Origin of the sequence: Enterococcus sp. HY326 (assembly GCF_026157065.1) — a bacterium.
Lineage (GTDB): Bacteria > Bacillota > Bacilli > Lactobacillales > Enterococcaceae > HY326.
Genome location: NZ_JANLGQ010000001.1, coordinates 856,032 through 877,039, shown reverse-complemented (window position 1 = coordinate 877,039; position 21,008 = coordinate 856,032). Strand labels below are relative to the sequence as shown.

Here is a 21,008-nt window from a genome sequence, read left to right as displayed (position 1 = left end):
AGAATACAATGAAAACGATTGACTTCTTTTCTGATATCACTACAATGTATATTGTATCACAATGTTATTTTTGTTAATTAGAGAAATAATTTTGAAGAAAGATAAGGTGGTAGAAAGATGAAAGTAAGCAAGTTTGTAACAGGGGTAGCAGTATTAGCATTTTCAACATTAATCTTAGGAGCGTGTGGCTCAGATGATAGTTCGACTAGCAGCAGCAGTTCTAGCGCAACAACTGAAAGCAGCACAACAGCTTCAAGTGCTACAACAGAAAGTAGCGCAACAATTGTTGCCGGCGCAGCGTTAGAAGATGGTACTTACAATTTAGAAGAACAAAATTATTCAAACGGCTACCGCACTGTTTTCTCTATTACAGTTGTGGATGGCAAAATTACTGAGTCAAACTATGATAACGTCAATGAAGCTGGCGAATCAAAAGCTGATGATACTGAATACAATGAACAAATGAAAGAAGCAGCTGGTTCAGATCCATCTGAATTTATTCCAGCATTAAACGAATCTTTAGTAGCCACTCAAAGTGCTAGTGATGTTGAAGTCGTAACTGGTGCAACACATTCAAGTGAAAGCTTCCAAAACTACGCACAACAATTGATTCAAGCAGCACAAGCTGGCAATACTGAAACAATCGAAATTAACAATGGCGCTGAATTAACAGATGGCACCTATGAATTAGAAGAATTAAACTATTACAATGGTTACCGCACAGTATTCTCAATTACTGTAGCAGGTGGCGTTGTGACTGAATCAAATTATGACAACATCAACGAAGCTGGCGAATCAAAAGCTAACGACGAAGATTACAACACGCAAATGAAAGAAATTTCTGGTACTGATCCATCAGAATTCATTCCTGCATTGAATGAAGCTTTAGTAGCTGCCATGGCTGAAGAAGACGGCACTGCTGCTGATGTTGATGTAGTAACTGGAGCAACTCACAGCACTCATAGCTTCATCATGTATGCTGAACAATTAATCAATGCCGCTGAAAAAGGCGACACTACTAAGATTGAAATTGACAACATTGTCACTGAATAATCTTTAGTTTCTTATTTTGAAACCTATGAGGCGAAAATCACTTTTGATTTTCGCCTTTCTTTTATGCCGTTTTTTTAGTTTCTTTCTATAAATACTAAGAAGGAATCCGCTGTGTTTAACGCTAGCTAGACAACGTTGAAAAACAATTGTCGAAAAGCGAAATCCTTCTAAAAAAATTTTCATGGAATTATTATTTTTAGTGACAAATGACACAGAGAGGTATATAAAAGACTAAGAAACTTTTTTCTGACCGAGTATTCGGTCTGTTAGGATAGAGAGGGCAAGTAAAATGCAGAAAATTTTCAAACAGAAGTGGCTTTTAGCGATTTTATTATTGGGCGTAGTCGGTGTCGTTGGTGCCTGCAGCTCAGATAGCAGCACCCAAGAGAGCAGCAGTACGACTAGCTCCAATACCATTAATTCTGATCCTTATTCAGATGAGCAGTTTCTTTTAGGAACCTACGTGCAAATCCGAATTTACGATGACGGCAAAGAAGCTGTTTTAGACCAAGCTTTTGCACGAGTGAGAGAGCTGGGAGACGAAATCACGATTAACGAAGAAGGCTCTGAGGTGGATGAAATCAATGCCAATGCTGGCATTCAACCGGTGGTGGTTTCAGAAGACGTTTATTCCCTGATTAAAAAAGCCTATGAGTATAGCGAAGATTCTGAAGGCGGTTTTGATTTAGCAATTGGCGCCATCACACAGCTGTGGCGCATTGGTTTTGACGATGCCCGCAAGCCTTCGCAAGAAGAAATTGATGCGGCGGTACCATTGGTGGATTATACGAAAGTCATCCTAAATGACGAGGATCATTCTGTTTATTTAGAAGAACCGGGAATGATTATTGACTTAGGGGCCATTGCTAAAGGTTACATTACTGATGAAGTTGTCAAAGTATTAAAAGACAATGGCGTAACAACGGCCATCGTCGATTTAGGTGGGAATGTTTATGTTCTTGGTCATAGTCCTAGAGGAGAAGATCAACCTTGGACTGTGGGAATTCAAGATCCCAATCAATCCCGTGGCACTGTCTTAGGCACGATTCCAGAAACGGATAAGTCATTGGTGACATCTGGAATTTATGAACGCTATTTAGAAGTAGATGGCGTGACCTATTCCCATTTATTTGATAAAGATACCGGCTATCCCTTTGACAATGATATTGCTGGAGTGACAATCGTTACTGACAATTCCATCGATGGAGATGGTCTGTCGACAGCAGTCTTTTCAATGGGAGTTAAAGATGGCTTGGACTATGTGGAAGGCTTAGGCGATGGGACAAGCGCAATCTTTGTTACGAAGGAAGATAAAGTCTATGTTACTTCAGATATTGAAGACCAATTTGTTCTATCTGAGGATTCTGGTTATGTGATGGGTGATCGCAGCGAGCTGGAATAATTTTATAAAAGAGGAGTACCTGTATGAGTGTGTCGGTTTTTTTAGAGGTTGTTGAGATTCGCACAAAAGTAGCCAGTATTTTTCCGTTTTTAGCGGGAGTCTTCTTTTCCTTAAGCTACTTTGGGCAAGTCAATTGGTTGAACACGATTATTTTCTTTATCGGCATGATTGTCTTTGATATGATGACGACTGCCATCAATAATTATATGGACTTTCAAAAAGCCCATTCCCAGCAATATAAATTTGAACAAAATGTGATTGGCAGAGAGCAGGTCAATCCAAAATTAGTTCGCAATATGATTTTAGGCATGCTGGCCTTTGCTGCGGTCATTGGTTGTTATTTGGCTTGGCAAACTGGCTGGCTGCTATTGGCTCTTGGTGGTGTGTGTTGTTTTATCGGGATTTTTTATACCTATGGACCGATTCCCTTATCGAGAATGCCGTTAGGTGAAATCTTCAGCGGCGTAACGATGGGCTTAGGCATTTTTTCGATGGTGGTTTATATCAACACCTATACCCTTCAGTCATTTTTCTTGGCGGTGGATTTACAAGCGGGGACGTTTGCTTTGACGGGAAATATCTGGTCGGTTGTTGCGCTAGCGTGGGCATCATTGCCGATGATTTTCACCATCGCTAATATTATGCTGGCAAATAATTTACGGGATTTAGATACGGATATTGAAAATCACCGCTACACTTTGGTCTACTACATTGGTCGGCCGGTGGGGAAAGTTTTATTTCAAGCTTTAATGTATAGCTGTTACCTAGTAGTTTTACTTGGCTTGCCCTTCAAAGTTTTTTCTTGGCCGATGCTGGTGGTCTTTTTGACCCTGCCGATTATTTATAAAAATCTGCAGGAATACAAAGAAATTCTACCCCAGCCCCGCAGCTTTGGCTACGCAATTAAAAATATGGTGCTCTTTAATAGCAGCTATGTTATCGGACTAGCACTGACAGCTTTATGGAACTGGTTTAATTAATCGAATACTCAATTAAAAGATACAATTCATTTTCAGCGACTTCCCTTGTCAGAAGAAGGAAATGGATTGTATCTTTTTTTGTTTTGATGGCATACTATATTTGTAATTACAAGAAAAAAGGTGATCACATGCTGCAGCTACGTGAAAAAAAACTTGTACAACTTTTAATGGCTAACCAAACCAAGCAGACGTCGGAAACTTTAGCTGATGCTTTGGCGGTCAGCTCAAAAACAATTAAAAATGATGTCAAACGAATCAACCAAGAATTTGCCGATAAGCCCTATCAGATTGTCAGTCAAAAGGGCAAAGGCATCTGGCTGGAATTTGCTGAAGACGAGCGCAATGAATTGCAATTACTGACGGCTTTTCAACAGGAAAATTCTCCTGAAGAAACGGAATTGCGTCGCTTTGAAATTCTACACCTGCTGTTAGATCAACAAAATTATCTGTCAGTTGGCGCTATTTCAGAAGCAGTCTTTGCCAGCAGCAGCACTATTTTGCGGGACTTAGATTCTTTAGCAGACTATCTGCGGGAATTCAATCTGGAAATTGAGCGGGCTCCAAGAAAAGGCATCCGCCTGTTAGGGAGTGAGATTGCTCTGCGGATTATTAAAGCGGAATTACTAAAGCAGGAGACTAGCGTGGAGGCAGCGTTATTGGATTTTGTCGAAATTCAAAAGACCTTCCCTGAAATTTCGTTGGCGGCGATTAAAGCCATCTTGTTTGATTTTCAACAGGAGCAGGCCTTCAAACTTTCAGATGTAGCCTTAAAGGGTTTGATTATCCATATTGCCATCTCACTGCAACGTCTACAAAATAATCAGTTTATTGAGATGACAGCGGATGAGTTAGCGGTACTAACTGCTAAAAAGGAGTGGCAGCTAGCTAGTCAGCTTTATCAAAAGCTGGCGGAGCATTTTGATTTAGCCTTTGAAAAATCCGAAGTCGGCTATTTAACCATTCACCTTTTAGGCGCCAATTTAGCAAATCAAACTTACCAAGAAACTGAGCTCTCAGGTTATCAACAAATTGATCAAGAACTTTTAAGTAAGCTGATTGTTTGGACAACAGCAATTGATAACACATTTCAAACACAATTGGCGCAAGATCAGCAATTTCTGACAGCCTTTTTACTTCATTTGAAACCATTGTTAAACCGCTTGAGCTATGGCATCAACATTAAAAATCCTTGGAGCCGAGAATTGAAACAGAAATATCCGCGGGCCTATGAGATTGGGGTCGCCTATGCAGAGCTGATTTATCAGGAGACCAACTTATTATTAAATGAAGACGAAATTTGCTATCTCGTCTTGCATATTGAAACGGCCTTAGATCGACAACAGCAAGCTGTCAACAATTCTGTAACCGCTATTATCGTTTGTGCTACCGGGATGGGGACCAGCTACTTTTTAAAAACAAAATTGCAACAGGCTTTTCCTGAACTGGAAATTATTGGAATCTCCTCAGCGATGGATCAAAGCTTGCCTCAGACTACAGCTGACTTAATTATCAGCACCGTGCCAATACAAGTGCCACAAAAAAAGGTAGTCTATGTATCACCGGTACTGAATGCTACTGAAACGGCTGGTTTGCAACAGCAAATTCAACAAGTTGGGCAAAAAGAATCGAGTCTGACAAGTTTACTGACAGAAGATTTAATAAATCTTCATGTAGAGCTAGATTCTGTTGAGAAAATTATCCAATTCGGCGCGGCTTCACTAGCAAAAGCTGGCTATGTCACTGCCGATTTTGCAAAATCAGCTTTACAGCGGGAGAAATTATCAGCCACCGCCATCGGCAATCTGGTGGCAATTCCCCATGCTTATCAAGGGAATGTCCAACAACAAGGTATCGCTGTTTTACAATTAGCTAAACCAATTGATTGGTCAGGAGAACAGGTGCAATTAGTTTTTCTGCTGGCAATTGACAGTCAAATTCAACAGCAGTTTGCCAGTATTTTTGAAGAATTAGCCCTGTTTACGCAAGATCTACATAAGGTCAAGCAAGTAATTCAGGCACCAACAAAGAAAGAAGTCAGACATCTTTTACTGACATGATAGGAAGTGAAAAAATGAAATTAAGTGAATCAATTAATCAAAATTTGATTGAGTTTAAATTAGAGGCCAACGAAAAAAATGAAGTCATTGACCAAGTAATTCAACTGTTGGCAGAGAATCAAGTCTTAACCGATCCAGAGCAATACCGTCAAGACGTCTTGGCTCGAGAATCACAAAGTACCACTGGGATTGGCATGGGTATCGCCATACCCCATGCTAAAAGTAGCGGTGTGAAAGAAACCAGTTTTACTTTGGTGAGGTTAGCCCGTGAAGTCGAATGGCAGTCCTTAGATGAAAAGCCAGTCAATTATGTAATCATGCTGGCGGTGCCGGATTCTGCTAAACAAGAGTTTTTGAAATTATTATCGCAATTATCGACTCTGCTGATGGAGGATGACTTTAGAGAAGGCTTGCAGCAGGCAGAAAGCGTCAAAGAAATTATTGAGTTATTTAAAACCGAGGAGGAAAAATTATGTTTATCATAGCGATTACAAGTTGTCCCGTAGGAATTGCCCACACGTATATGGCGGCAGCCAATTTAAAAAAAGCTGCGGCAAAAAAAGGCGTTGAAATTAAAGTGGAAACGCAAGGTGCCCAAGGTCCAGAAAATCAAATTACAGATGCCGATATTCAACGGGCCAATGGCATGATTATCGCGTCAGATATTACGATTAGAAATGTTGAGCGTTTTGAAGACGTTCCAACGCTGGAATGTGGGGTGCAGGAAGCCGTTAAAGACGCGGATGGATTAATTGAAGAATTAATGGAGGCGATTGCATAATGGCGAAAATCGAGCGGAAGAAAAAAGTCAAAAAGTTAACCATTAAAGACCAGATTAAAGCTTCTTTTATGACCGGTGTTTCTTACATGATTCCAGTAATTGTTGCCGGCGGAATTATTCAAGCGATTGGTAAAGCGCTTGGAGGCTACGATATTGCCACCAATCCAGATATGGTGGGTACATTTGCTTATTTAATCAACCAAATTGGGGTTTCGGCCTTTGTTTTTGCCACGCCGGTTTTATGTGCGGGGATTGCCTACACAATTGGCGACCGTCCAGCAATTGCCCCAGCGTTAGCAATTGGTTTATTATCCAATGAAATTAATGCTGGCTTTATCGGTGGCTTACTCGGTGGTTTCTTAGTCGGCTATTTAGTGAAGTGGATTAAAACTTGGAAGGTGCCTTCTTGGTTGAACGGCATGATTCCGATTTTAGTAATTCCCGTTTTAGCAACGCTAGCAGTCGGCTGTGCGTTTCAATTTTTATTAGGCGAACCGATTGCCTGGATTACCAACACGATTGAATCCTTCTTAAATTCTTTACAAGGTGGCTCACGGTTTGTTTTCGGAGCAGTTTTAGGCGGCTTCTGGGGTGTCGATTTCGGCGGACCGATTACCAAAATTGCTTCTTCCTTTGCGACAGCCCTCAATGCTCAGGGAAATTTTGCCTCAACTGCAGCAAAAATGGCAGCGGGTATGACACCGCCATTAGGAATGGCTTTAGCTGTCTTGTTTAGAAAACGCAAATTTACCCGTGGTGATATTGAAAACGCCAAAGCCGCAGTACCTTTATCTTTTTGCTATATCACTGAAGCAGCTATTCCTTTTGCGCTGCAAGATCCGATTCGTGTTTTATGTGCGACGATTCCCGGGGCAGCCTTAGCTGGCGGTCTAGGCATGGTCTTTGGAACCGAATCACCAGCAGTCCACGGGGGTGTGTTCGTGATTCCGATGATGACGAATCCATTAGGTTTTGTCGGGGCGTGGCTGATTGGTTCGCTGGCAACGGCGCTGATTTATTCCACCATAAAAAAACCATTATCAGTTGAAGAAATTCAAATTGAAGAAACAGCGGCTGATGAAGGCATGTTGATTTCAACTAAAAATCGTTTGTGGGATCGTTTCTTGAAAAAAACCGCAAAAGAAAATGAAGTCTAGGTGGTCCTATGAAAAAAATTCGTTATGGCATTGTCAGCACCGCTACGATTGTCACTCGTTTTGTCGAAGGCATCAATCAAAGTGAAGCCGGCGAAGTAATCGCAATTGCCGGTCGGGATTTAATGAAAGCCAAAGCACTGGCTGATGAATTAGCAATTCCTCATCATTACGGCAGCTATCAAGAGCTGTACCAAGATGAGCAAGTCGATTTGGTTTATATCGCCAATTACAATGGTGGGCATTATCAATGTATCAAAGCCGCTTTAGAACAAAATAAACCTGTCCTGTGTGAAAAACCAATGTGTTTAACAAAAGCTCAATCGGAAGAAGTCTTTCAGTTAGCTGCCAGCAAAAATCTCTTTTTAATGGAGGCGCAAAAAGCCGTTTTTCTGCCGGCTCAGGTTCAAGCCCGACAGTTGATACAAGCCGGGGCATTAGGAGAAATCCGGTGGGTCAATATTATCAGCAGTCACACGGGAGCCAAGCGGGGAGAATGGTTTAAAGAAGTTCAAAAGGGCGGCGGCATTCTCAGAGGTGCCGGTACTTATGCGTTGGAATTTTTATTGACAGCCTTTGATGGACCCTTGGAAAATTATACCGGCAACTGTAGTATGCAGCCGCCGATTTCTGATGATAGCTGGGTGATTAATTTGGCTTTACCTAAGCAAATCTTAGCCAGCTTACTCATCACCAAAGATATTCACGACCAAAGCCGCATCGAAGTTTATGGTACAAAAGGGAAAATTACGATTCCTAATTTTTGGAAGACTAATCGTTTGATTAGTGAGATTGCTGGTGAGACAAAAGAATATGTGTTTGAGATACAATCAGAATTTGTTTATGAAATCAATCATGTCAATCAATGTCTGCAGGCCGGCCAGCTGACTAGTCCGCTGATGACACCAGAGGTCACAATAGCCGCAATTCAAGTGATTGATGATTTATATCGCAGAGTGGGAGTTGACGTATGAAAAATCAAATTGGCGTTGTCGGGATGGCAGTGATGGGAAAAAATCTCGCCTTAAATATTGAAAGCCGGGGCTACTCGGTTGCTGTTTATAATCGCAGCCGGGAAAAAACCGATACAGTTATTGCTGAAAACCCAACCAAAAAACTACATCCTTGCTATTCAGTAGCCGATTTTACGGCTTCATTAGAAAAGCCGCGGCAAATTATTTTGATGGTCCAAGCTGGCGCTGGAACGGATGCGACAATTCAAGCGTTATTGCCGCATTTAGAAGCCGGCGATATCTTAATTGATGGCGGCAATACTTTTTTTAAAGATACCATTCGTCGCAATCAAGAATTGGCCGATTCCAGAATTAATTTTATTGGAACCGGCGTCTCTGGTGGTGAAAAGGGCGCACTGTTAGGTCCTTCGATTATGCCGGGAGGTCAGAAAGCCGCCTATGATTTGGTGGCGCCCATCTTAGAAGAAATCTCAGCCAAGGCAGAAGATGGCACACCTTGCGTCACCTATATCGGTCCAGACGGTGCCGGTCATTATGTCAAAATGGTTCATAATGGAATTGAATATGGCGATATGCAGCTGATTGCTGAAGCCTATGATTTAATGCAAAATATTTTAGGGCTTTCAGTGGAGCAGATGGCTGAAATTTTCAAAGAGTGGAACCAAGGCGAACTGGACAGCTATCTGATTGAAATTACTGCCGATATTTTAACCCGAAAGGATGATTTAGGAACGGGGCGGCCGCTTGTAGATGTAATTCTTGATGCGGCCGGTAATAAAGGGACAGGTAAGTGGACTAGCCAAGATGCACTGGATTTAGGTGTTCCGCTGTCCTTGATTACGGAATCTGTTTTCGCCCGCTATATTTCTGCTTATAAAGAAGAGCGAGTAGCGGCTAGTCAAAGATTGCCAAAACCAGCGGACTATCAGTTTGACGGAGAACAATCTGAATTGTTAGAAAAAATCCGGCAGGCTTTATACTTTAGTAAAATTATGAGCTATGCTCAAGGCTTTGCTCAATTGAGAATGGCCTCAGATGAATATGAATGGGAACTACCCTTCGGCGAGATTGCCAAAATTTGGCGGGCTGGTTGTATTATTCGAGCCCAATTTTTACAAAGAATTACTGATGCCTATGACAAAGACCCTCAGTTGAAAAATCTTTTATTAGATGATTATTTTGTCGAGATTAGCGCCAAATATCAACAGGCAGTTCGGGATGTTGTCGGCATTGCTTTGCAGGCAGGTGTGCCAGCACCGACTTTTTCAGCAGCGATTGCCTACTTTGATTCTTACCGAGCTGAACGTTTACCCGCCAATTTAATCCAAGCACAACGGGATTACTTTGGCGCCCATACCTATCAAAGAACCGATCGAGAGGGCACCTTTCATTACGATTGGTATCAATAAGAATCAAGTTTCCCTACGCCATGAAGAATTTTCTTCATGGTTTTTTTGATTGCTCAGCTCAAGAATCAATTTCTCAAAAACTGTTCACTTCTAATCGGCTTTTGGTGACATCGTGTCACAATCGGCCTATACTCGTCATCAGTGAGAAGGAAGTCCTTCAATAATTTAAAAAGGGGAAATAAAAAATGGATACAAAATTAGTATTTGCGATTATCACAATTAGTCTGGCCTTGGTCTTTTATACAATCGGGGTCTTTTCAGAAAGACGGTCTGGAGTCTTACAACCAAAACATTTGCTTTTCTTTGGTTTAGGATTAGTCTTTGATACAACAGGAACCACGATAATGTCCTCGATTGCCAATGCAGAAGCTGCAACTAGCGGATTGTCTTTGCATCAGGTGACCGGTGTGATTGCAATCTTACTGATGGCCTTTCATTTTATCTGGGCAATTTATGTCTTAGTTAAAGGGAACGCCAAAGCAAAACAAACATTCCACAAATTCAGCTTAGTTGTCTGGCTCTTTTGGTTAATTCCTTACGTAGCCGGCATCGTTATCGGCATGGGACATTAAGAAAGAAGGCGCAGTCAAGTGACACAAAAAGCAAAAACCAGCACATTCGCATTAATTATTTTTATTGTCGGAGTTTTTATGTCAGCTCTGGACAACGGAATCATTTCCAGTGCATTAACAACTATTACGTATTCATTTAATATCAGCGAAGTTCAAGGGACTTGGGGAATTACCCTGTACACCTTAGGTATGGCTGTCTCAACGCCGATCATCGGTAAATTAGCCGATAAATTCGGCCGCAGAAAACTATTTCTCATTGAAGTCAGTGTCTTTGCGCTAGGTTCTTTATTAGTCGCTTTAAGTCCCTCCTTTGTCTTTTTCTTAGCAGCACGGGTCTTGCAATCTCTTGGCGGCGGCGGTTTATTTATTATCGCCTCCAGCCATATCTTATCGACTTATCCTAAAGAAAAACAAGGTGCTCTGCTAGGAGCATTAGGTGCAATCAACGGGATTGCCTCAGTTGTCGGCCCAAATCTCGGCAGTTTAATTTTAAATGTAACAGGTCATTGGAGTTGGTTATTTTTAATCAATTTGCCAATTGCCGTCTTTGTTTTAATTGCCGGTTTCATTGCCATTCCTGAAACCAAAAATGCCAGCAGCAACGGTTTGGATTATAAAGGCTTGAGCTTGTTAACATTAGGTATCCTAAGCTTTATGTTGGCTATTACGAATTTACAAAGTGGCGCCTTATTGGCTAGCTTGCTAACTGTTTCTGTTTGGGGCTTTATTTTACTCGGCATGGCTTTATTCGCAGCTTTTGTAATGGTGGAAAAGAAAGTCTCAGCTAAGGTTGATCCGTTTCTACCATATAATCTAATTCGCAGCCGGGGTTTTCTTTTGACTCTTTTAATGGGTTTATTGTCCGGAACACTAATTGCGATTTTTGTCTTTATTCCAAGTTTTGTGGAACATCGCTATGGGATTGCGGCTAACAGCAGTGGTGTTTGGATGAGCGGTATCGGTTTAGGCTCGATTCTAGGGGCAGGTCTTGGCGGGATGTTGGTTTCTAAATTAGGGGCCACCCGGACAATTCAAATTTCCGGTTTGATTTCAGTCGTCGGCTTTGGCTTCATTGCGCTGTATACACCAACGACCATTTGGTTTTTAATCGCCTCAACTATTGCTGGCTTTGGCTTCGGGATGCTAATGGGGGCACCATTCTCTGTCTTGATGTCAGAAATTGCCGGCACCAAAGAAAATGGCGTAGCCTTGGGTACTCTTTCTGTTAGCCGTCAAGTGGGGATTACGATTGCACCGACGATTTATGCGACGCTAGTCCAAAGCAGCTTCGCCAATTTTGTTTCAACTAAATTAGACACAGTTTCCGGTGTGAATATCAAAGACAGCCAACAATCTGTCGAAGATTTGTATGTCCAAATTCAAAACATCGGCGACAGCAGTCTGCGGGAACAAGCCGTCAAACTCTTTCAAACAACAGCTGCAACGGCCTACCAACATTTATTTTTAGCAGCAGTTGGAGCCGCAGCAATCATCTTTGTCGGCGGCTGGTATCTGCGGCGCAAGAAATTATAATTGCTTGCGCTTGTAAAATTTGCTTGCTAAAAAACGACAGCTGGGAAATGTTAAAGCAGCCAGTACAAGGCCAATGGCAATCTCATTGAAAATCAAAGTAAAGGCCAATAAAACCAAGGCAGCTAAAAAGCAGCTGAGGGCATCAATTTTTTCTTTGGTAATATTCATAAATTGTTCCTCCTATTTTTGCAACAGTTTATTTAGTCTACCACAAGCAAGGTGACAAAAACTTAAAATGATGGGAGCTAGAACACAAGTGAGTTGTGAAGGCTGTGAAATTTTCTGCCAAATTTTTGATGACAATGAGGACGGCAAGGATTTTACACCAGTCTTATAGCTAAAAACTATCACGAAAGATAAAAACTAACTATAGGCGATGGTCAAAAGAAGGTTTGCTTTTTAAAGATAACTACCGTAATATTGTAAAAAAATAACCAAACGCGTTGAGAAAGAAAGTAAAATCTCGCCAACTGACCAAAAGAGAGCCTCGGTAGCTGAAAAGAGGTGTGAGCGAGCAGATTTGAAAATGGCTTTTGAGCGGGTGCTCTGAATTAATTTAAGAGCGCACGGATATTCCCGTTAGCTGAAATCCCAATATCACACTTAGCCAAACAAGTGTTGCATTGGAGCAGAGGTAAAAGGCAACTTTTACAAAATAAGGTGGTACCATGTAGCAACTACATCCTTAGAAGAGCAAAGACTCTTCTAAGGATTTTTTTGTTTCAGGGCTTGGGATTTAACAGGCGGAAAAAGGTATGTCGCAATTTTTAAATAAAATAATTATTCTTGGAGGAATGACAAATGACAGAACAAAAATTTGAAACAATTCAATTACACGGCGGCCAAACCGTCGACGAAACCGGTAGCCGAGCAGTACCGCTACATCAAACAACTTCCTATGTTTTCAAAGACGCCGAAGAAGCAGCTGGCCGCTTTGCTTTAACCGACGCCGGCAATATCTATACAAGAATTACTAATCCAACCAGCAGTGTTTTAGAAGAACGCTTGGCCTTATTAGAAGGCGGAGTAGGAGCTTTAGTGACAGCTTCTGGCTCAGCAGCAATTGCCTATGCGATTCAAAATATCGCAATTGCCGGCGATCATATTATTTCCGCCGCCAGTGTCTATGGCGGCACCCACAATTTATTCGCTAATACTTTGCCGGATTTTGGTATCGAAACAACCTTCGTTGACTCAGATGATTCAGAAAATTTCAAAAGGGCTTTGCAGGAAAACACGAAAGCGATTTTTGTCGAATCCCTCGGCAATCCTGACATCACGATTGCGGAAATCGAAAAAATTGCCGACATCGCCCACGCTGCTGGCATTCCTTTAATAGTAGATAACACCTTTGCCACGGCTTATCTTTTCCGTCCGTTTGACTACGGTGCAGACATTGTCGTTTACTCAACGACAAAATTTATCGGCGGTCACGGCGTAGCGATTGGCGGATCCATCATTGATTCCGGAAAATTCGATTGGCAAAACGGCAAATTTCCTCGCCTAGTGGAACCCGATGCCAGCTACCATGGCATCTCTTGGGTCGAGGCTGCTGGGCCGGCCGCATATATCACGCGGGCCCGCACGATTTTATTGCGGGACACAGGGGCAGCTGCGTCACCATTTAATTCATGGCTGATTTTATTAGGCGTGGAAACTCTGTCTTTACGTTTAGAGCGCCATGTGGAAAATGCCCAAAAAGTTGCGGAATATCTTGCAGCGCATCCAAAAGTTGCGTGGGTCAATTATCCCGGCCTAAAAACCAGCCAATATTATGCCCTCGGCCAAAAATATTTTCCTAAAGGCGCCGGCTCGATTTTTACCTGCGGCTTAAAAGGTGGCAGCCAGGCTGGTCAGAAGCTGATTGATAGTGTAGAATTATTTTCATTATTAGCCAATGTCGGCGATGCCAAGTCCTTAATTATTCATCCTGCTTCTACAACGCATTCGCAATTGAGCGAAGAGCAGCTGCTAGAAGCCGGTGTTAAGCCGGAAACACTGCGCTTATCTATCGGATTAGAAAATATTGACGATATTTTAGCGGACTTGGAACAAGCTCTGGCCAAAATTTAATTAAAGGAAACAGAAAGAGGGAAAAAGATGCCTGTCAAAGTTGTCGAAGATTTGCCGGTAATCCAATTGTTAGAGCAGGAGGAAATTTTTACGATGGGCTCCAAGCGAGCGGTGACTCAAGACATCCGTCCGCTGAAAATCGCCATCGTTAATTTAATGCCGAATAAAATCGCAACCGAACTGCAGCTTTTACGCCTGCTGTCTCAAAGTCCTTTGCAAATTGAGGTCGATTTTATTCAGACCTCCAGCCATCAAGCCAAGCATACCAGCACTACTTATTTGAATGATTTTTATCTATCATATGAAGATATCAAAAATAACTACTATGATGGCTTGATTATCACAGGTGCACCGGTAGAAAAAATGAACTTTGAGGAAGTCGATTATTGGCGGGAATTACAAGCCATCATGGATTGGAGCCAAAGCCATGTCACCTCCAATCTGCACATCTGCTGGGGAGCACAGGCTGGACTTTACCATTTTTATGGTGTCGAAAAAATTCTTTACGATGAAAAAATCTTCGGCATTTTTGAAAATCGAATTGTCGCCCATCATCCTTATATCAGAGGCTTTAACGATTATTTTTATTCGCCGCAGTCCCGTTATACTGGTATCAATGAAGCTCAGATGCAGCAAGCACCTATCAAAATTATTGCCGATAATCCTGAGCTAGGCACTCTAGTCGCAGTTTCTAATGACCAGCGGAATCTCTTTGTCCTCGGCCATATGGAATACGATACCGATACTCTGGCAACCGAATACCAACGAGATCTCGAGCGGGGCCTTACGACAGCCCCGCCACAAAATTATTATTACGGCGACCCACAAAAAAACATTATTCGCAATACTTGGCGCTCAGAAGCCTTTCTTCTTTACCAAAATTGGTTGAATGATGTTTACCAACGAACACCTTATCAGTTAGGAAAATAAAAGAAAATTATCTAAATCTAAAATACCCCGATTTTTGCTAAAGAATCCTATAGTCAATTGAAGACTTAGGAAATAGCAGAAATCGGGGTATTTGGGCTTTCAAGATTTTGAGAAAGTAGCAAAGGGAGTGGCTGAGAAAGCTTTTTGTGATAACTTTGGCCCCTCATCTTTTGGTAGTTAAATAGTCTTGGATAGCATAAATTTTCGCTAGTGCTTTATATTTTCCATCTAAAAATAAAAATCTTACGATTAAATACAAGGGAAATATAACAAAAAGACTTCGTATAACTGTCTCTTATGCGAAAATAATATTTAAAGGTTATTCTATTATTAACAATTTAATTCTAAATGTAATTAATTTTATTGTCAATCCTATTTCAAATAAAAAATTATATTTTTTGAGTAAAAACAAATGAAAATGAAACAAAATAACTATTTTCTATTATTTATTTAACGAACGAAAATAAGGTATCGCAGTTATGAATCGGCGACCATTTTTAAGAGGAAAGGCAAGCCAACACAAGCTTTTTAAGTTTCTAATTGACCCATCCGCCGTCATGAAATCGTCAAATATAAAATGTTGATTCTGATATTTTATTCTCCTGTAGCAAGCAAAAAGGTACATTTCAAAATACATATAAATGTCGATTTTTTTTTAGAAGGGAGCATGCAATATAATTTAAACCTTTTTTATAGATATTAGAGCAGGTCTAAAAAAAGAGAAGAAACTAATAGCCAATTAGCTGTATTAGTTTCTTCTTCTTTTTTAAAGGGATTCCAATAAAGCAAGATACTAAAATTTAAGCCGTTTTAAAAACCGTCATTTTTTTTAAAAAACATTGCAATTACAAGGTATTCTGAAAAATCTTCGCATAAGAGACAGTTATAAGAAGAAAAGTGTTCAAATGGCGCTTTTTCTTCATGTTTTTTTAAAATAATGAATATGTTTAAACATGTGAAATTTTTACTATCAAAGTTTTTTAAAATAGTTAACTGAAATTTGAGGTGACGAGATGCAGCAGATTCTTTTACTGACTAAGAATATTTTTATAGATAGTGATTGGCAGAATCGCATCCAGCAATTAGGCTATGAAGTCTTTTGTTCAAGCCAAGTGTTAGAACAGGTTCTATTTAAACAAGACTTTTCACTGTTTTCACTTTTCAAAACGATTATTTTTAGTGAAAGCATAACTGATGAAGAAGTGAGCAAGATTGTTGAGAATGCCTCCACAGAACAAACTAGTCTTTTTAGAATTGATGAGCAGCCATCATCTGAAGAATACATGGATGGGGTTAATAGTCGAGACGTTCTCAAAATTATCAATTCCCAAATGAATCCCAATGAGCTAAGAGAGGCTTTAGTAGATGGGAAATCAATTAAGATTCTTGCGACATTTTCGCAAAACTTTCAAGAGACATCAGTAAAAGAAGTGTCAATCCAGTCCATAGGTACACTACTTGGAGTGTTGTCAAGGAAAGAAAAAGAGCTGTTTGATATACTCTACGCAAAAAATGGTGATTTTGTAGCACGGACGGAATTAAGTACTAGTTTATGGCATCAAGAAGTGTCTAATTCTTCTCTAACTCAATTGTCGCAAATTATTGGGCGATTAAAGAGGAAGATGCAAAAATTTGATTTTGATGAAAATTTCATTATTACCCATTGGAATAAAGGTTATGCCCTCGATCGACGTTTTTGTGAAAGTATAGATGCCTTCGAGAATGAAAAAGTTAACAACTAACTAAAATTAATAAACAAGTTTTGGTTGATTAGTCCTGTTAGTTATAGACATCGGTGTACTTAAGAAACAAGATTCTAATACTGTTTTAAGCATGATTGTCATGTTTAAAAATATATATTTCTCTAAGTGGTTCTAGAGATGATTGTATTTATTAGTGGAAAGGGGGCGTTGTTGGTTATCAAAGCAGCTGTAATTCTATCTGACAGGCTGCTAATTTCTCGAGGAGTGTGATGCTTTTCTTGGAAGTAGAAAAGATAGGAGGGAAGAGTGAATGAAATGAAAAACAAAAGAAAACATTGGTTGCTGTTAATAAATTTCATAACGTTGTTTTCATTAATTACAGCAACTGTTGTTCAACTTTCTTCTGGGTTGACTGAAATTTTTGCGGCGCCAAATGAGATTAGCTTATCTTCAGAAGACGATTTAACTAGTCTACAAGCTGGAAATGAGTTTGTTATGAAAATCTCAGATAGTCGTGATGAAGGTGACATCGCAACAACGGAGAATACAGATGTTCCACTTGTAGATAGATCTGGTGATCTCAGCGATGCTTCAACTAGTTCTGGAACGGCTTCTGTTACTCGTCAATGGACGATGACTTTGCCAGAAGGTATTTCATTTGATGAAGATGCTGAAAAGGCTATGCTACAAGAAGCAGATGCAAATGTTGTTTTACCAACATTTAGCTATGATGAAGACACAAGAGTATTGGATATTTCAGTAGATGTTGCAGTTACAGAATTGGATTTGAAACTCTCGGCAGATACTGCTGGAAGCTATGAATTAAGTGTAGCAGACAAAAATATCATGCTAACGGATTCAAATAAACTAGAGGTAGTTATTGGTGAAGCTGAAGAGGTTAATTCAGCAATAACTGATGCTATTGAACCAATGGCAGTAACTACTGATGAGGTTGGTACACAAGCGAGCGAGGCATTGCTTGATTTTGATTATGGAGTGACTTACAAACCCGATGCTGATGCTACATGGGGAACTGAAGCAGCAGCTACAGAAGTAGTGACGGTGTATACATTTACTGAGTTGAATAACGCAATACTAAGTGGGACTGCCGATTATATCAAACTAGGTAATGATATTGTGAGTGATACCTTTCTTGCACTCGGTGCCCTTAATCGAAGAAATGCTAGTGCATATCGCCGAGATTATGTGATTGATGGACAAGGTTATACCTTAGATTCAGGATCAGTAAGTTGGTCGTATCCAGAAACTCCTAACAGAGAACATAATTTTTACATTAAAAACATCAAAATGCATTCTACTAATCCGTATGGATGCTTTATGGGTGCTGAAGCAAATTATAATTATACGTCAATGGTTTTTGAAGATGTTGATTATGATGGCTCGCAGTTAACTGCATCATGGACAACAACGCTTTTTTTTAGAGGAGCAAATAAAGTGACTTCACGTTATGACTCGTATACAGCATCCTATGTGAATGCCAATAATACGGGGCAAGATTATTCTTCAGTAAGATCAGTTTATACTGGTTTAACTTACGGATCTCGTGGACAAAGTGGGCTTGAAGCCTATCGAGTTATTTTTGATGAAGGCTCAACTTTTGATTGCATTGTCGAAAATGGTGACGGATTGTTGATTGGTTCATACAGAGGTAAAGAGCCTAGTGCAGCTGGTAGGACAACACCTTATGTCGCTGTTCGAACTGGTGCAAATGTGAACATGGTTTCTCAAGGAAATAGTGGCGAGACATGGTATTACTATACTGGTGATGGTCTTTATTATGCTGGTATTAATATTCAAGCCGGTGGCAAACTGTATGTTGGGACCGATGCTACACTAACGATGGACGTACGAAATACGACAAGAACCGGAATTTTCTTGGGTGGAGGTACGTCAAGTAAGCGAACCAATCTAACGATTGACAATGGGGGAACGTTAAATCTCCTAGCTGATGGTAATCGTAATACTACTGATAATAAGTATGCAGGTATCAAACTTTACCAATATTCTGATTTGAATATTTTAGCAGGTGGTAAGTTAACTGGTCTTATTGAAAACGATTGGAGCGGTCGCCCGGCGGTTGAATTAGCCGCATATAGTACAGTTACCGTCGGCTCTGATGGTGCTGAATATATTGATGATAATACCCCACAAGGACTATTAGATATAACTGCCAGTGGCACAAATGGTACTGCTTTAAATCTCATGGCTTACTCAAACTTTACCGTTAAAGATTTTGGACAAGCCTCCTTCCTTGGACGGTGGCAATATGGAACAACAAGTGATTTTGTTCGAGTAGATGGATCTCTTGTTGTCGGAGAGCGTGGCATATTTGAAGCTGTACTAGCCGAAGAGACAGGGTCTGAAGCAACCGGCTACAGGAACTTGGTTAACGCACCTTCAACAACCTCGACATTCAAGTTTACTGATGCCTATCGAGTTGATTTGGATGCTCGTGGTAACCCTAATGCTGTTCTGTTAAGTATGGGAACGGCTTCTGTTAGAGGAACTTTTACTGCGGATATTCAAGGGGTTTATCAATGGAACCAAGGGAATACCGCAGCTGGTGATGATACCTATGATGAAGAGTGGATACCGATTTATAATGCATCAATCTCTTACAATCAAAGTACAATTCGAACTAGAAACGCCAGCAGTTCTATGCAGAGTATAGCCGATGACTTTATGGGATTAAATACAGCAACTGGGAAAGTTGCTTATGACACCCAAAATTCTGAACGAGTACTTTATATTTGGATTCCGGATGTCACAGTTAGTATTGACGAAGTATCAGACAATGAAACTATAGCAAGCGGTCAAAAGATTACAGGTGTAACTAATCCAAATGCTTATGTAACGGTCTCTGCAAGAGGCTCAGTAATAGGTGGAACGCTAACTAGTTCTGGAAACTATGATACAGATGGTAATTTAGTCTCGTACAATGCATTAGCAGATGCTAATGGTAACTTTGAGATTGATGTACCGAGTGATTTAACTCTATACGTAGGGGATGAAATATCTGTTTACAGTTGGCGAGCAGGTAAATTCCAAACTGAAACGACGACTGTACTAGATAAAACACCGCCAGAAGCCACAACTCAAACTTACTACACCTATCTTGGTGATACGGCTCCTAGTGCGAGTGACTTTATTACAGGAGTTACTGATAAGGGTGTTACGGATACTTCTGGATACACAATTGCTTACAATTCAGCGACAGATATGGATACCTTGATGGCAACAACTGGTACGAAAAAAGTACAGATTGACGTTTCCGATTTGGCGGTAGATAGCTCAGGAGCTACAACTCCAAATACAGCTACATTCACAGTAGATTTAGTTGTTTATGACAATGCAACAGGTATTGAAGCACCAGGCGCACCGCTGACCTATTCTTATGTAGATATTCGTGATTTGACTTCAACTGAACTGAGTACCAACATCTTCACGGATGGTGGTGTTACTGCTTATAAGATTGAAGATGGGATTCTTACTACATGGGATGCGTTTAGTGTCTTTAACGTTAACTTAGGTTCTTTAGGAGATTTGAGTACGATTTCTCCAGATACACCTTATGATGTTGTGGTGACATTACCAACATCAGCATCTGGATTAACTAACGAATTATCTGTAGCAATACCGGTAACCGTCATCAACATGAATTCTATACTAACTTTTGAATTTGTGGATGAAGGCGGTAATACCTTAAGTGGTTACTCATTGACTGCTGGTGAAGGTAGTTCTAACGATATCGTTATGACAAATGGTCTTTATGTAGGAGATTATGTTGATTTAACCTCTGATATTTTCCAACTATTACAAGATCGTATTGCAGAAGTTCAAAGTGCTGGATATGAGATTACCACTCGTCCAACAGGAGAAAATAATCTTTTAGTTACGGATGTCGCTCAAACCATTCAATATATTGTTACTGGTCAAGTATTCCTTGAGTCAGCGCCAGCAGCTTTGAATTTTGGTTCGATTGACTACGATGCTAATACTCAAAGAATTAGTGATCCGACTCAAGATGGCTCAGATTTGATTGTCTCAGATACCCGTGCAAGCACAGCTGCTGGATGGACATTGCAAGCTGCTGTGACAAGTCCAATGACTAACTCTGATGGCTCGATTATCAGTGAGGCGTTAAGATATGTTCGGGGAACTGATGATGAAATTACTTTAAATGGTAGCAATCAGAATATCTTTGTAAGTAGCACTGGTGGTAGAACCAACATTACTGATACATGGGGGATTTCTGATACAGATCCAGGCTTGAAATTGGAAGTTAATCCGCAACAAGTTTCTGGTAGCCAGCTTGGTACATTCTCTGGCGTCGTTACTTGGACAATCATTGTAGGACAACCATAGA

The 21,008-nt window shown here is 40.5% G+C and carries 16 protein-coding genes and 1 other annotated feature; of the genes, 15 read left to right on the top strand and 1 reads right to left on the bottom strand.

Annotated elements, in window-relative coordinates:
- The first annotated feature begins 117 nt into the window (after positions 1–117).
- The 11 genes from pplA to ORH16_RS04140 all read left to right on the top strand — a co-directional run bounded on the left by pplA (position 118) and on the right by ORH16_RS04140 (position 11,915).
- Complete coding sequence (pplA, locus tag ORH16_RS04190) at positions 118–1,053, top strand: extracellular electron transfer flavoprotein PplA (protein WP_265456499.1); 936 nt, start codon at positions 118–120, stop codon at positions 1,051–1,053.
- Between the two features lie 289 nt (positions 1,054–1,342).
- Positions 1,343–2,455 (top strand): FAD:protein FMN transferase, encoded by a 1,113-nt coding sequence (locus ORH16_RS04185; RefSeq protein WP_265456497.1) that lies wholly within the window; start codon positions 1,343–1,345, stop codon positions 2,453–2,455.
- 23 nt (positions 2,456–2,478) lie between these two features.
- Positions 2,479–3,435 carry a 1,4-dihydroxy-2-naphthoate polyprenyltransferase gene (gene menA / locus ORH16_RS04180; protein WP_265456495.1) on the top strand — a complete coding sequence of 319 codons (957 nt, stop codon included), beginning with the start codon at positions 2,479–2,481 and terminating at the stop codon, positions 3,433–3,435.
- A gap of 128 nt (positions 3,436–3,563) precedes the next feature.
- Positions 3,564–5,492 (top strand): BglG family transcription antiterminator, encoded by a 1,929-nt coding sequence (locus ORH16_RS04175; protein WP_265456493.1) that lies wholly within the window; start codon positions 3,564–3,566, stop codon positions 5,490–5,492.
- Between the two features lie 14 nt (positions 5,493–5,506).
- Complete coding sequence (locus ORH16_RS04170) at positions 5,507–5,977, top strand: PTS sugar transporter subunit IIA (protein ID WP_265456491.1); 471 nt, start codon at positions 5,507–5,509, stop codon at positions 5,975–5,977.
- The gene (locus ORH16_RS04165) at positions 5,965–6,273 is read left to right on the top strand and encodes a PTS fructose transporter subunit IIB (RefSeq protein WP_265456489.1); all 309 of its coding nucleotides are present in this window, start codon (positions 5,965–5,967) and stop codon (positions 6,271–6,273) included. The genes ORH16_RS04170 and ORH16_RS04165 overlap by 13 nt, the downstream gene beginning before the upstream one ends.
- Complete coding sequence (locus tag ORH16_RS04160) at positions 6,273–7,430, top strand: PTS fructose transporter subunit IIC (protein ID WP_265456487.1); 1,158 nt, start codon at positions 6,273–6,275, stop codon at positions 7,428–7,430. The genes ORH16_RS04165 and ORH16_RS04160 overlap by 1 nt, the downstream gene beginning before the upstream one ends.
- A gap of 8 nt (positions 7,431–7,438) precedes the next feature.
- Complete coding sequence (locus tag ORH16_RS04155; protein ID WP_265456485.1) at positions 7,439–8,401, top strand: Gfo/Idh/MocA family protein; 963 nt, start codon at positions 7,439–7,441, stop codon at positions 8,399–8,401.
- Complete coding sequence (gene gndA / locus ORH16_RS04150; protein ID WP_265456484.1) at positions 8,398–9,810, top strand: NADP-dependent phosphogluconate dehydrogenase; 1,413 nt, start codon at positions 8,398–8,400, stop codon at positions 9,808–9,810. Before ORH16_RS04155 ends, gndA begins: the two co-directional genes overlap by 4 nt.
- Before the next feature lie 185 nt (positions 9,811–9,995).
- Positions 9,996–10,382 (top strand): HsmA family protein, encoded by a 387-nt coding sequence (locus ORH16_RS04145; RefSeq protein WP_265456482.1) that lies wholly within the window; start codon positions 9,996–9,998, stop codon positions 10,380–10,382.
- 18 nt (positions 10,383–10,400) lie between these two features.
- Positions 10,401–11,915, top strand: coding sequence for an MFS transporter (locus ORH16_RS04140; RefSeq protein ID WP_265456481.1), 1,515 nt, complete (start codon positions 10,401–10,403; stop codon positions 11,913–11,915).
- On the opposite strand, the gene ORH16_RS04135 is transcribed toward ORH16_RS04140, so the two are convergent.
- Positions 11,910–12,083, bottom strand: coding sequence for a hypothetical protein (locus tag ORH16_RS04135; RefSeq protein WP_265456479.1), 174 nt, complete (start codon positions 12,081–12,083; stop codon positions 11,910–11,912). The genes ORH16_RS04140 and ORH16_RS04135 overlap by 6 nt on opposite strands.
- Positions 12,084–12,349: 266 nt before the next feature.
- Positions 12,350–12,605, top strand: a binding site (T-box leader).
- Positions 12,606–12,716: 111 nt separating this feature from the next.
- On the opposite strand from ORH16_RS04135, the gene ORH16_RS04130 reads away from it, so the two are divergent.
- The 4 genes from ORH16_RS04130 (at position 12,717) to ORH16_RS04115 (ending at position 21,007) form a co-directional block, all read left to right on the top strand.
- Positions 12,717–13,988, top strand: coding sequence for an O-acetylhomoserine aminocarboxypropyltransferase/cysteine synthase family protein (locus tag ORH16_RS04130; RefSeq protein ID WP_265456477.1), 1,272 nt, complete (start codon positions 12,717–12,719; stop codon positions 13,986–13,988).
- A gap of 27 nt (positions 13,989–14,015) precedes the next feature.
- Positions 14,016–14,918, top strand: a complete 903-nt coding sequence (locus ORH16_RS04125) for a homoserine O-succinyltransferase (protein WP_265456476.1) — start codon at positions 14,016–14,018, stop codon at positions 14,916–14,918.
- 1,013 nt (positions 14,919–15,931) lie between these two features.
- Positions 15,932–16,660 (top strand): winged helix-turn-helix domain-containing protein, encoded by a 729-nt coding sequence (locus ORH16_RS04120; protein ID WP_265456474.1) that lies wholly within the window; start codon positions 15,932–15,934, stop codon positions 16,658–16,660.
- A 276-nt stretch (positions 16,661–16,936) separates the two neighbouring features.
- Entirely contained in the window at positions 16,937–21,007 is a 4,071-nt protein-coding gene (locus ORH16_RS04115) for a pectate lyase-like adhesive domain-containing protein (protein WP_322597285.1), read from the top strand.
- Position 21,008 lies beyond the last annotated feature (1 nt).

Excerpts from the sequence above, each read along its gene's own strand:
- pplA (WP_265456499.1), top strand. The coding sequence starts at position 118 with ATGAAAGTAAGCAAGTTTGTAACAGGGGTAGCAGTATTAGCATTTTCA.
- ORH16_RS04185 (WP_265456497.1), top strand. The coding sequence starts at position 1,343 with ATGCAGAAAATTTTCAAACAGAAGTGGCTTTTAGCGATTTTATTATTG.
- menA (WP_265456495.1), top strand. The coding sequence starts at position 2,479 with ATGAGTGTGTCGGTTTTTTTAGAGGTTGTTGAGATTCGCACAAAAGTA.
- ORH16_RS04175 (WP_265456493.1), top strand. The coding sequence starts at position 3,564 with ATGCTGCAGCTACGTGAAAAAAAACTTGTACAACTTTTAATGGCTAAC.
- ORH16_RS04170 (WP_265456491.1), top strand. The coding sequence starts at position 5,507 with ATGAAATTAAGTGAATCAATTAATCAAAATTTGATTGAGTTTAAATTA.
- ORH16_RS04165 (WP_265456489.1), top strand. The coding sequence starts at position 5,965 with ATGTTTATCATAGCGATTACAAGTTGTCCCGTAGGAATTGCCCACACG.
- ORH16_RS04160 (WP_265456487.1), top strand. The coding sequence starts at position 6,273 with ATGGCGAAAATCGAGCGGAAGAAAAAAGTCAAAAAGTTAACCATTAAA.
- ORH16_RS04155 (WP_265456485.1), top strand. The coding sequence starts at position 7,439 with ATGAAAAAAATTCGTTATGGCATTGTCAGCACCGCTACGATTGTCACT.
- gndA (WP_265456484.1), top strand. The coding sequence starts at position 8,398 with ATGAAAAATCAAATTGGCGTTGTCGGGATGGCAGTGATGGGAAAAAAT.
- ORH16_RS04145 (WP_265456482.1), top strand. The coding sequence starts at position 9,996 with ATGGATACAAAATTAGTATTTGCGATTATCACAATTAGTCTGGCCTTG.
- ORH16_RS04135 (WP_265456479.1), bottom strand. The coding sequence starts at position 12,083 with ATGAATATTACCAAAGAAAAAATTGATGCCCTCAGCTGCTTTTTAGCT.
- ORH16_RS04130 (WP_265456477.1), top strand. The coding sequence starts at position 12,717 with ATGACAGAACAAAAATTTGAAACAATTCAATTACACGGCGGCCAAACC.
- ORH16_RS04125 (WP_265456476.1), top strand. The coding sequence starts at position 14,016 with ATGCCTGTCAAAGTTGTCGAAGATTTGCCGGTAATCCAATTGTTAGAG.
- ORH16_RS04120 (WP_265456474.1), top strand. The coding sequence starts at position 15,932 with ATGCAGCAGATTCTTTTACTGACTAAGAATATTTTTATAGATAGTGAT.
- ORH16_RS04115 (WP_322597285.1), top strand. The coding sequence starts at position 16,937 with ATGAAAAACAAAAGAAAACATTGGTTGCTGTTAATAAATTTCATAACG.